This is a genomic window from Stenotrophomonas sp. WED208 (assembly GCF_040984485.1).
Classification (GTDB): Bacteria; Pseudomonadota; Gammaproteobacteria; order Xanthomonadales; family Xanthomonadaceae; genus Stenotrophomonas; species Stenotrophomonas riyadhensis.
In genome coordinates this window covers 3363718-3376370 of sequence record NZ_JAZARB010000001.1, presented here as the reverse complement: position 1 = coordinate 3376370, position 12653 = coordinate 3363718, and the positions used below count along the sequence as shown (strand labels likewise).

Annotated in this window: 4 protein-coding genes and 1 tRNA gene; 4 read left to right on the top strand and 1 reads right to left on the bottom strand. The window is 61.1% G+C overall.

The window, feature by feature from the left end:
• Positions 1 to 28 precede the first annotated feature (28 nt).
• The 4 genes from VPH47_RS15240 to VPH47_RS15225 all read left to right on the top strand — a co-directional run bounded on the left by VPH47_RS15240 (position 29) and on the right by VPH47_RS15225 (position 10505).
• Positions 29 to 2899 (top strand): autotransporter domain-containing protein, encoded by a 2871-nt coding sequence (locus tag VPH47_RS15240; RefSeq protein ID WP_368851169.1) that lies wholly within the window; start codon positions 29 to 31, stop codon positions 2897 to 2899.
• A 97-nt stretch (positions 2900 to 2996) separates the two neighbouring features.
• On the top strand, positions 2997 to 3998 hold the full coding sequence (locus VPH47_RS15235) for a 2-hydroxyacid dehydrogenase (protein WP_368851168.1): 1002 nt from the start codon (positions 2997 to 2999) through the stop codon (positions 3996 to 3998).
• Between the two features lie 341 nt (positions 3999 to 4339).
• Entirely contained in the window at positions 4340 to 9598 is a 5259-nt protein-coding gene (locus VPH47_RS15230; RefSeq protein ID WP_368851167.1) for a hypothetical protein, read from the top strand.
• A gap of 831 nt (positions 9599 to 10429) precedes the next feature.
• Positions 10430 to 10505, top strand: a tRNA-Thr gene (locus tag VPH47_RS15225).
• A gap of 286 nt (positions 10506 to 10791) precedes the next feature.
• Here the strand turns inward: VPH47_RS15225 and VPH47_RS15220 are convergent.
• A complete protein-coding gene (locus tag VPH47_RS15220) occupies positions 10792 to 12375 on the bottom strand; it encodes a TIGR04141 family sporadically distributed protein (protein WP_368851166.1) in 1584 nt (527 codons plus the stop codon).
• Positions 12376 to 12653: the final 278 nt, after the last annotated feature.

The window sequence follows — 12653 nt, the reverse complement described above, 5'->3', positions numbered from 1 at the left end:
GCGTGTTGCGGGTGGAGAGAGAGAACGTATGAAGCATTCGAAGTTGAGCCTGGCCCTGGCCGGGCTGATCGGCGTTGGCGCCATCGCGGCAGCTGATGACGTCATGGCAATGAGTTATCACGTGCAGGGTGACCGCATCTTCCTGAGCGGCGGCGTCACCTATGCCGACGTTGTGTCGCTGCCCGCGTTGCTGGCCAAGGCGCAGGCCGAGGGCCGGCCGATCCGTGAGGTGGTGCTGCGCACGTCCAATGGTGGTGCGTTGATCGCCGGCGAGTGGCTGCAGGGCATCATCCGTACCTCCGGACTGAACACCATCGTGTCCGGTCACTGCATTTCATCCTGCTCGATCATGCAGTCTGGTGGCGTCGAGCGTTATCTGGCCGGCGACCTGCCGATCGTCGACTCGGTGCAGATCCACGCGGCCAGCAATGGCGGCAAGGTGATCTACACGCCGTCGCCACGCATGACCCAGATCTATACCGGCAACTACGGTGGTGGCATGGATGCCGGCTTGCTGCAGAAGGCGATGTACGAGGTGGTGCAGCCGAACGGCCTGCTGGTGTTCCGCGATCCGGCACGCGGCACGGGCCCCTCGGTCACCTTCGACCCCGATGGCAGCGGCAGCAAGCTGGAGTCGTTCCCCGGCCAGGACATCTACAGCAACAAGATCATCACCGCGAACGGTTACCGCGATCCGGGTGACACCCTCAACGTCACGGCCAACGTGAGCGGCGACATCAACCCCGCTTATCTGCGCACCGGTCGCCAGCTGCAGACCTTCGTCGATGATGATTTCGCGCGCTGGAACACCAACTGGCAGTCTACTTACATCAACCTGGCGCAGAGCATCTACAACGCCTCCAGCAAGGGTCCGCAGGGCATCGGCCCGGATTCGGTGCAGGACTACCTCAACGATCCGGGCATCCAGGCGCTGCTGCTGTCCAAGTTGCGCCTGGCTGACCTGGACGTATCCACGCTCGACAACGCCATGGGCGTGATCCGCGTGACCAACGGTGCCACCTGGCGCACGGCCGCCACCACCGGCGCCGACTTCATGCTGGTCGACAACGGCACCATCGCACTGGAAGGCGGCGCGCTGCGTGCGTCGGAAGTACGCGTGCTGGGCGCCGGCACGCTGGTCGGCCATGGCGACGTGGCCGGCACCGCGATGGATCTTGATGCACTGGGCAGCGGTTCCGGCCCCTCCTGGCGCGAGGATGGCTTCAACCGCCTGCGCGTGTTTGGCACGCTGATGCCGCGCGGCGGTGATCTGGTCACCCATGGCTACGTCAACATCATGCCGGGCGGCAAGCTGTTGTTCGACGTCACCGAGAACGGCGGCGCGGCCACGGGCCGACTGCGCGTGGGCACGTTCTTCGATGACGAACCGACCGATGGCGCGCTGGTGATCTCCAAGGGCGCCTTCCTCGAACTGAATGTGGCGCAGGGCTACTACGGCCAGGACTTCCGCCGTGACCTGGTGCAGGGCCCGATCTACCAAGGTGGCTTCGAAGACGTCGTGCGCCTGGGGGACACCGGCTACAGCGCCAGCATCACCGCTGGCGACGTGTTCCGCCCGCGCCACAACTCGCTGCTGAGCTTCAACGTGAAGCAGACCGCCGACGGCCTGTGGCTGACGGCAAACCCCGGCTTCGATCAGCTGGGCCTGTTCACCAACGCCACCTCCGGCGACGGGCTGGGCCGCGCGCTGGCGACCGCCTCCGCCCGCCAGGACAGCAGCCTGAAGTCACTGCTGGGCGCGCTGCAGTTCGCCGACCGTGATGTGATCGCGCAGCAGGCCGGTGTCCTGCGTGGTGACGCGCACGCCAGCCTGCGACTTGCCGACAATGCACTGATCGGCAGCATCGGCAACGTCGTGCAACAGCACCAGGCGGCGATGCGCAGTGGCGGTGATGCAGACGGGCTGGCTTCGCAGGCTGCGCAGTCGGTCTCGTCGCAGCCGGGCATGCGCCATGGCAGCCTGTTCAACCAGCTGGCCATGCATCTGGTCGAGCCGGCCGGCGGCGGTGCTGGCGGCAACGAGGCCGGGCACAGCCGTGGGCTGTGGGCGCGCGGTTTTGCCAGCCATGGCCGCATTGATGCTGACGGCGGCGTGGCCGGCCTGAGCCACAATGTCGGTGGCATCGTGATCGGTGCCGACACCCGCGTGGCCGATGACCGCGTCACCCTGGGCGTCAGCGTGGCAGCGGCCGACATGTCGACCAAGGCCAGTGATGGCTCCGGGTTCAGCGGTGACGTGCGTGCGCTGGACGTGGGCGGTTACCTGGATGCAGCGTACTCGCGCGGCTACCTGTCGGCAGCGGTGCGCTACACCGACCTGCGCCATGACACCCGTCGCAGCATCGGCGGTATCGATGGCCTGCAGCAGCCCCTGCGTGCGAAGTACAGCAACGATGCGATCTCCGCGCGTGTCGAACACGCGTTTTCGTTCACCACCGGCAACGGCCTGGTGATCCAGCCGCTGCTGCCGGTGGTGGACTACGCGCGTACCTCGGCCACCCGCTTCAATGAAGGGCAGGGCGCGGGTGCATTGGTTGGCCGCAGCGGCAGCCTGGAGAGCATCCGCGTCGGCGCCGGCCTGCAGCTGTTCAAGACCTTCGAAGGCAACAACGGCGAGCGCATCACGCCGCGCGCGCGGGTGGTCTGGCAGAAGGAACTGGGCGATTCGCAGGCCCGCTACAGCACTGGCTTCGCGGCTGCGCCGGATCTGGTGTTTGGCGCCAGCAGCCAGAGCGTGGGCGAGCAGGTGCTGGCCTGGAACGTGGGCGTGACCAGCCGTGCCAGCGAGCGCCTGTCGATCATGGCCGACTACGTGGGCGAGCGCCGTGATGGGCAGATCCAGAACGGCGTGATGCTGGGTCTGGGCTACAAGTTCTAAGTGACGCCCGGCACCGGCGATGACGGCATCGCCGGTGCCATCCCAACGCGGGTGATGCTGCGGTATGGTCGGTATGCCATTCCACCCAGGCCCGTCCATGCAGATCGCCGTCTTCAGTGCCCGTCCCTACGACCGTCGTTTCCTTGATGAGGCGAACCAGCGCGATGCGGCTGGGGACGGCTTTGCGTTCGTGTACTTCGATGTGGCGCTGGACGTGCACACGGCCGCGCTGGCGCAGGATTGCGCAGCCGTATGCGTGTTCGTCAACGATCGGCTTGATGCGCAGGTGCTGCGCGCGCTGCACGCGGTGGGTGTGCGGGCCGTGCTGCTGCGCTGTGCGGGCTTCAACAATGTGGATCTGAGGGAGGCGAAAGCGCTGGACCTGTTCGTCGCGCGTGTGCCGGCCTATTCCCCCGAAGCGGTGGCCGAACATGCACTGGCGCTGGTGATGACCCTCAACCGCCAGACCCATCGCGCCTACAACCGCGTGCGCGAGGGCAACTTCATGCTCGATGGCCTGCTCGGGCGCACCTTGCATGGCCGCACGGTCGGCATCGTCGGTACCGGCAAGATCGGCCTGGCCACCGCGCGCATCTTCAAGGGCATGGGCTGCACCGTGCTGGGGCATGATCCGTATCCATCATCGGGCTTTGAAGGCGTGGGCGACATGGTTGAAAGGGATGAACTGCTGTCGCGCGCCGACATCGTCTCGCTGCATTGTCCTTTGACGCCGGAGACCCAGCACCTGATCAACGACGCCTCGCTGGCGCGGATGAAGCCCGGCGCGATGCTGGTCAATACCTCACGCGGCGCACTGGTCGACACCCATGCGGTGATCCGCGCGCTGAAGTCGCGCCGACTGGGGCATCTGGCCATCGACGTGTACGAGCAGGAGAGCGCGCTGTTCTTCCAGGACCTGTCCGGCGAGATCATTGACGATGAGGCCTTCCAGCGGCTGATGACCTTCCCCAATGTGCTGGTGACCGGACATCAGGGCTTCTTCACTGTGGAGGCGCTGCAGGAGATCTCGGCGATCACGCTGGGGAATCTGCGGGATTTCGTGGCCGGGCGGGCGTGCGGGAACCGGGTGGAGGCGTAGTAGACACGCTGCGGAAATAGGCCTCGCCCAGTCCCCACCTGGGGTATTTACTTTGGGTGAATATCATATGAAGCTGTCGTGAAAGGGGCTTATGCCCCTGAAGGTACAGGGGGCGCAAGGAACGGCGCAGCTGCTTTCGGGCCGGAACATGACGCCAGCACACGTCGGTCGATTGCCGAACGTCTGGTGATTGCCGACGCATTTGGACAAAGGGATGTTCCATGCGTAACTGGCAGCAGTTGTTGTTGGGGGCAGTACTGGTTGGCGTTGCGTGGCCGGCCTGCGCAAGTAGTCCTCTGACTCCCCACACGGAGTACAACAAGCGGATCCGGACCGGAGAAATGATCTCCCCGCTGACATCGGATCTCTTCGGGGAGAAGGTCAGTCCGAGCTCTGGTGCAGCCGAATTCGTGGTTACGGATATTGACCTGCCCGGCAACAATGCGTTGCCGGTTCGGCTGCAGCGGCGTCTGTCGATAAGCTCTTTCAAGAACAGGCAACCACTGGGTGGCTTCGGCAGCTGGGATATCGATGTTCCCTTCATCGAGGGCACGTTCGAGTCCACAAACAAGTGGAACACGGGTGGTAATGGCGCCACGCAGCGCTGTGGTCAGCCCTTCTATCCAAAGATTCCTTCGATAGCAAACCTTTACGAAGCCTGGTCGGGCAACAAGGCGCATATTCCTGGAAGTTCAGACCAGGAGCTTCTGTACATCGGTGGATTGGACAATCCGCACCCAACCGATGGCGGCATCTATAACTGGGGAACGAGGGGGAACCTGCGGTTCTCCTGCTTGGCCACGACTGCCAATGGCTATCCCGGCGAGGGCTTTCTTGGCCTGGATGGCGATGGCAACCGATACTTCTTCAATGTGGGAATCGAGCGATGGATGGGGGCCATGGAGTTCGGCGATTCAGGCTTCGGGATGATCCGTGTGTATCTCATGGCCAGTCGGGTAGAGGACCGGCACGGCAATTGGGTTGCCTATGACTATTCGGGCGATCGATTGGTTGGAATTCGCGGCAGCGACGGTCGCGTCATCTCCATCGCCTATTCAGGAGATCGCATTGCCCGTGCCGCTGCCAATGGCCGGACGTGGACCTACGAATACAATGAACCGGCCTCGGCACTGGGATTTGCGCGCTGGGCAAGCCTGCGCGCTGTGGTGCAACCCGACGGTGCTCGATTGGGCTACGAATACAGTGCGCCGGATGCCTACGGCAGCCTGAATCCGGAGTACGGAGTCTGGGATGGCAACCCCAGCAAATGCACCAAGCCCGGGTTTGGCCAGTCCACCTTCACTCTGACGGCCACCCACCCGGCAGGAACCCGCGGACTGTTCGAGTTCGAATACGTAAGTCGCCCGCGCACAGGCATTGGTCCCAACGCTTGTGAGAAGAACGGAAGCCGCTATTATCAGAGAAAAGCCGCCTCCTTCGACCTCTACGCGCTCCGGCGCAAGACCATCAGTGGCCCTGGTCTCGGTACGCAGATATGGTCCTACGAAAATGGTGGCTATTCATCAGGTATCGCGAATTCGGCGGTATCGACGATTGTCGAGCCTGATGGCACACGTCGACACCAGGTGTTCGGCGTCAAGGTGGATGAGAATGAAGGACAGCTGTTGCAGGAAGCTGTCCGGGCTCCAGACGGGAATATCGTCCAGGTCACAACCAACACCTACGTGACGTCAGCCGAAGCCCAAGCCATGCCATTCCCGGACAGCTACGGAATGATGTCAGCCGCCGATGATCCGTTTGCCACTCGGATCCGCCCGTTGAAGCAGACCGTTCTCAGCCAGGATGGGGTCAATTTCGTCAACACGACCGATCAGTTCGATGCGCACGTGCGGCCGGTTGTACAGTCCGAAAGCAATTCGCTGGGACGCGCACGGGCGCTGAGGACTATGTACTTCGACGACACCGGCCGCTGGATACTCGGCCAGGTCGGGCGCAGTACGCAGACCGTTGGCGGCGTTGAAATCGAGACCGAGCGCACCGAGTTCGACTCGATGGCGCGCCCGCAGCGTACCTACGCCTTCGGCGTGCTGCAGCAGATGCTGAGCTATCACGCGGATGGCACGCTCGCCTCAGTGGCGGATGGCAAGGGTAATACCATTGCGCTGGGCAGCTGGAAGCGTGGCCTGCCGCAGAGTGTTGCATACCCGGACGGCAGCAGTGCCTCGCTGCAGGTCGACGACAATGGCTGGGTGCGCGCGGCAGTGGAGCCCAATGGTGCCAGCCGGAACTTCGATTACGACGGGATGGGCCGGATCGTGCTCGCGACCCAGGCTGCCAATGACAGCGTGGCCTGGAATCCTGCAACGACGCGGTTCTTCCAGGTGGCGGGCGCGGAGATCGGGCTGGAAGCAGGCCATTGGAAGCGCGAGTCCAGTACCGGCAACGCACGCGCGGTGACGTACTACGACGGGTTGTGGCGCCCAGTACTGGAAGAGTCGTTCGACGCTGCGGATCGTGGCGGCACCCTGCGCCAGACGGTGACCCGCTATGACAGCAATGGGCGCCCGGTTTTCACCTCTTATCCGACGCGTGTGGCATCGGACTTCCGTTCGGCGCTGCCCGGCACCTACACCGGTTATGACGCGCTCGGGCGACCCACCCGCAGCGAGCAGGACAGTGAACTGGGGCGCCTGGTCACCACGACCGAGCAGCTCGGTGGTGGCAGCGTAAGGGTGACCAATCCGCGTGGCATTGCCACCACCACCGACTACCTGATGTACGGCAAGCCCAGCCAGGACATGCCCATCCGGATCCTCCATGCCGAAGGTGTGGTGACGGAAATCCAGCGCGATTCGCTGGGCAAGCCGCTGTCGATCCTGCGGCGCAATGGCGACGGCAGCATCAGTGTTCGTCGACAGTATGTGTATGACAGCTCCCAGCGCCTGTGCAAGAGCATGGAGCCTGAGACCGGTGCAACCGGCATGGGCTACGACGCCGCAGGCAATCTGCTCTGGTCTGCCTCGGGCCTGACGCTGCTGGGTCCTCAATGCGAGAGCGACGCTGCCTATGCGTCGCCTTCGCGGGCTGACCGGACCTATGACAGCATGAATCGCTTGCTGACGCTGCGCTTCTCTGATGGCCAGGGCGATCAGGACTGGAACTATTGGCCTGGCGGGAAAGTGAAGCGTGTGCAGACCCGCAACAACGGCGCCAGCACCGTCAACGACTACACCTACAACCTGCGCGGATTGCCCACGTCCGAGAGCGTGGCATACGATGGTGGCGAGGCCTGGGCACTAGGCTATGGCTACGATGCGAATGGCGCCCTGGCAACCCATGTGCAGCCATCCGGTCTGACGATCGACTACAGCCCGAATGCGCTTGGGCAACCGACACGCGCCGGAACCTACGCCAGCAACGTACGCTACTACGCGAACGGCGGCATGAGTGGCTTCACCTATGGCAACGGCGTCGTGCATCAGATGACGCAGAACACGCGCGGCCTTCCCGATCGCAGCACCGACAGTGGTGCCGGTGGCAAGGTCATCGATGATGGCTACGATTACGATGCCAATGGCAATGTGGCGGCCATCAGCGATGGCCTGCCTGCAGCGCCGGGAAACCGTGACATGCGCTATGACGGCCTGGATCGTCTGACCGCAGTGACGGCGGCCAGCTTCGGAAACGCAAGCTATGCCTACAACGTTCTGGACAATATCGTCGCTGCCAACGTCGGCGCGCGGCGGCAGTCCTTTGAATACGACTTCAACAATCGGTTGACGAACGTGCGGGATGTCGCCAGTGGTGCGACCGTGACCGGGCTGGGGTATGACGCACAGGGCAACCTGAAGATCCGCAATGGCGTGGCGTTCCGGTTCGACTACGGAAATCGCCTGCGCGAGGTCGATGGCAAGGAGGCCTATCAGTACGACGCGCATGGACGCCGCACTCTGGCCAGTGCGCCCAATGGCAACATTCGTTCCCTCTATGGGCAGGATGGCGTGCTGCGCTATCAGCACGATCAGCGCCAGGCGAAGGGCTTTGACTATATCCAGCTCAACGGCAGCCTTGTTGCCAAGCGTGCGGTGGACATTGCTCCTGCGGCGCTGGTGGTGACGGTTCCGGGCTACAGCGGGAACGGTGCGTTTGCCGTGCAGTGGACTGCCGTCGCAGGTGCACAGCGCTACGAAGTACAGGAGTCGGTGACGGGAGCGTGGCAGACCGTCTACCAGGGAGCGGCGTTGACGGTTTCGCTGGCCGGGAGAAGCTCCGGCGTCTACCGCTATCGTGGCCGTGCCTGCAATGGCACTGTCTGCGGTGCTTGGGGCGTGGAAGCCTCCATCCAGGTGGAGCTTGCGCCCACGGCTGCGCCCGTGATCACCGCACCGGCACAAGGCATCAACGGAACCTACTCCCTGAGCTGGTCAGCGGTGCAGGGCGCCGCCCGCTTTGTGCTTGAAGAGGCCGTGGGCGGTGGTTGGAATGTGGCCTTTGACGGTGCTGCGCGCACCTGTCAAGTGACCGGCAAGCCGGCAGGCACCTATCGCTATCGGGTCAAAGCATGCAACCCACAGGGCTGCGGCGCCTACTCAGCTGAAGCGATGATCACGGCGTTGTACGCTCCATCCGTGCCGACGTTGTCAGTACCTGCTGCGAGCTACAACGGCAGCTATACCGTCTCTGTCTCGAGCGTGGCCCAGGCCAGCAGCTATCGCATCGAAGAACAGTTCAACGGAGGAGCATGGACTGAGATCAACCGGATCAGTGGGAATCAACTGGCCATCAGCGGACGCATCGCCGGCAGTTATGCCTATCGTGCCTTTGCATGCAATGACGCAGGGTGCAGCGCGGCAAGCGCCGTAGGCGCGGTCGTCGTGACATTGCCACCGGTCCAAGCCACGGGAATCAATCTCGGTGGCGTGAGTTACAGTTCCACCGTGAGCATGTGGTGGGGCGCAGTCCCCGCCGCGACGAGCTACCAGCTGATGGAACAGCTCAATGGTGGTGGCTTCAGCCTGGCGCAGGAGAATGGCGCGACTTCGGCGACCCGCGGCGGCCGCTGGCCGGGGCAATGGGATTACCAGGTGCGTGGCTGCAATGTCGCTGGTTGCGGACCGTGGTCAGCAGTTGCGGGCGTGCGCGTAATCGGCCCTCCGGCTACCCCGGTTCTGCGCCTACCGGATGGGAATGGGGTGGGAATCGGCGCGGCGTACTCGGTCCACCTGTTGGAAGTGGCGGATGCGACACGCTACGAGATCGACGAAAGCAGTGACGGCGCCAACTGGTCGCTGGTTGCTGCAGATCGGATGGTCTCTCTGACCAAGGGGGGCGCAGGAAATTTCTACTATCGAGGGCGTGCGTGCAATCCTGCAGGTTGCAGCCCCAGCTCTGCCGTTGGCCAGGTTGCAGTGTTCAGTGCTCCACCGGTTCCCACTGGAGTAAGAATCATCCAGAGTGGTCCAAGAATCTGTTCGATCATCTGGAACCGCTCGCAGGGCGCAACGTACTACGAGGTGCGGGGCAGTACGAGTGTCATCTATCGAAGCGAAGCTATCGGCTATGACTTCGACTCGCGTTGCCAGTCGCCCTATATCGTGCGTGCCTGCAATGCGCAGGCGTGTTCGGCCTGGTCGAACTGAGGGAGGCCAAGTGAGTGCAGGTGCGAAGATGCTGCTGGTTCGAGCCGTTGCGGGCTGCACTGATACTCGCTGGGCTGTTCAATCAGGCTGCTGCGGAGATGGTTGCCTATCAGTATTGACTCTTCACCTGCGTTAAAGATTGGGAAATGGTATGAACAGCCATGGCTTGACGATCGGTGTGGCAGCTGTGTGCGCGATGTTGGCTGCGGTGCCTGCATGTAGCAGGCGCGCAGATGATGCCGGGCAGGATGCAGCAAAATTGGATGCCTGCTACTACAGGGTGAAAAATTCTCAGAGATGTGACTCAAGTTTCCAGCGGCTTATGTTGAATCCTGCATCCGCTGCTGGTCGACAGGTTGGGCTTGTAGGGTATCTGGCGCCAAGAAGTGGAGTGGCGTTGCTCTATCCAGATGAGCAGTCATATCTCAATGATGTAGTAGTCAACGCCGTCGCTCTTGAGGGGGATCTGTCTCGGTTGAATGGCGAGTGGTACAAAACTGTGCACCTGAGGGCCGTGTTTCATCCGACGAATGACCCCATCGCTCCGTGGTTTGGCGTCATGCGTGGCCTCAGCGTTGCAGATCCGGTCGTCCCCTTGGGAAAGGAGGACCCAGTGGTGATTCACGAGGGCGTGTCCTTTGAAGGTCAACGCTGATGTCCATTGGAGCGCCTTGTGCAGTGCGCGGTCGATGCTTGTTCGGCTTGCGGGTTCGGGAGCGTTGCTGGCGTTTGGCTCGATCGCCGCAGAAGTCTTGAGTGGCAGTAGATCCCCCGGCAGCACCTTCCGGCAATTGACCGAAGTGCCAGGCACCTACTACAATGACCAGCTAGGCCGGAATAGCTCAGTTGGTAGAGCGGCGCATTCGTAATGCGTAGGTCGCAGGTTCGACTCCTGTTTCCGGCACCAGTTGTAGAAAAGCCCCGGCCTTTGGTCGGGGCTTTTTGTTTTGGGGAGGGCGGAACTCATTGATGGGAAAGGGATTCGCTGCGGGCTGCTCATTGGTGGGCATCCGTGCTGCCCTCTACGAATGGTTCGCTTCCGCTCCAGCTTCTCCGTTCACTTGGGACGCTCCGGCTTCATGGCGACTTACAAGAGCAACGAAGATGCTCTTTGCGAGGCCCGATAGCAGAGGCTGGTCCCGGGAACAAATGGGAGCTGCTGGCAGAAATTGACTTCTTTCTGGTGAAGATCGTCATGGCACTGCTCGCGGGATCGTTGGAACGCCCGCAATTGAAACTCGGAAGCCACGTTGGTTGAGGCTCTCAAATGTCTTTGTAAGGTTCACCTTGCTGAAAAACGGTAGGTTCTGCTTGAGTGTTGCGCTCGCTTCGCCAAGAACCAAGAAGACGATCTCATAGTCTGCGGATTTGAGGGAATTCAAGGGAATCAGATCTCTTGCCGCCGGATTCACGTTTCGCAGCACTGTCCGAGCCTTCTTGCGAAATCCCTTGTCGCCAAGCATGATCTCTGCAGCTACGCCTCCCTGTGCAAAGAGGTGGCTAAGTCCCGCAGAGCCGCCCTTCCGATGTTTAACGTGGATAAGGTGCTTGGTCGGAGATAGGAGGTCGCACAGCTCAATGGCGGTTGTCGTGCGGTCCGTCTTAACGAGTTTTTTGTCCAGCAAATAGTAGCCATTTGCCGCAGCTGATCGGATGTTGTAATCGCCCTCTGCTTCAATCTTAGGCTTGCCATTGTCTTCCCAGGTCTCTACTGCCGGGAATGGAAGCTGACAAAGGGGGATGTGAGTCAAAATCTCGGTGATTCGACCGATGAATGTCGCATCGATTTCATACCACTTACCGTCGAAGATGATCTTTGTCTTGTCACCTTCCGTGATTTCAAAGTAGACGCATCGATACACTGAGTGTTCAGTGACGTTGCCGTCGACGTCGTGGACAAAGAGGCGGTCCCGCTTGACTGCCTCTATGCTTAGTTTCGGAAGGTCATCAACATTGTTGAGATAGTCGGCGGGATCAATGACGGGTTGTAGGCCCTTCTTGTTTCGAGTGAAGCTAAATCCCAGGATTGAGTCCCATGCTCCTATCTCTGGCAGGGTGATCATCAGCCTGTCGCTGCGCGCGTGCATGGCCGCGATCAATAGTTCGTCAAGTCTCTTAATTTCTGTTTCGTCTTTGAGCCTGCGTACGTTATCGACCCAGGAAAACGACGTCTTATAGGTGTCGCTGTCATAGTAATTCTTGATGCGGCGGCTCAGTGCTGGCAGCTCAGAGGGTTCCATCTCGATGCCAAAGGAGAAGCCGGCGTCTCCTCCAGCGATCTGCACAAGGTCTATGCCCCTTCTGGGCACACCTGTCACTGCGCGGAGAACGTCTCTTAAGATATCGATTCCAAAAACGCTGACCTCTGAGTCTCGAGCAGCCTGGGACTTCTTTTGGACGGGCTGATCTTCAAGGGTGTGAAGATCGACACTCCGCAGTGACTTCTCGTCTAGCGTATTGAGCGCGGTGCGTAGCCCGAAGTCCTGGACGAACAACGACTGCTCAATGAGGTATCGCCCGTATCCGAAAGTGAATGCGAATACATCGTCATCCACTCGTAGAAGCAAAACAGCTGAGCTGGATCTATTTGCGAGTCCTGGAACATCTATGCCTCCAATTTCATCAAGAAATGGGCCCCAAGTCGGTCTCTTCTCATCGCTCTTCTTCACGAAGAGAGTGCCGTCCAAGCCTAGGGCGCCCGCTATCGGATATTCATCTACAGGCGCTGCAGTGAGAAGATTGGCCAGTTTTGTGCCTTCCGCCAGTGGCTTTGCCATAAAAAGGTTGAGTCGGCGATATCCTTTTGCCATTTGTTGTGACTCTTGTGCTCTATGAAGGGTCTTCTGCGTGAATTTCCTGCGGGCGCCAGAGGATATGGCTACTTGCTCCAATGACCAAGTACCCATTCCCATTGATGGGTCGAGTAATCCCATCGCCAGTGCGCACGTACCCATTTGGTCTTTCCAAATGGTCGAAATGTCTGGATGTTCTGGGGCCGATCCGGTGGCTTGGGGGGCTTAGGGGGATGGATCTTTCGTATGGTCATAAATCGACT

Coding starts and splice junctions, on each gene's coding strand:
- VPH47_RS15235 (WP_368851168.1), top strand. CDS start 2,997: ATGCAGATCGCCGTCTTCAGTGCCCGTCCCTACGACCGTCGTTTCCTT.
- VPH47_RS15240 (WP_368851169.1), top strand. CDS start 29: ATGAAGCATTCGAAGTTGAGCCTGGCCCTGGCCGGGCTGATCGGCGTT.
- VPH47_RS15230 (WP_368851167.1), top strand. CDS start 4,340: ATGATCTCCCCGCTGACATCGGATCTCTTCGGGGAGAAGGTCAGTCCG.
- VPH47_RS15220 (WP_368851166.1), bottom strand. CDS start 12,375: ATGGCAAAGCCACTGGCGGAAGGCACAAAACTGGCCAATCTTCTCACT.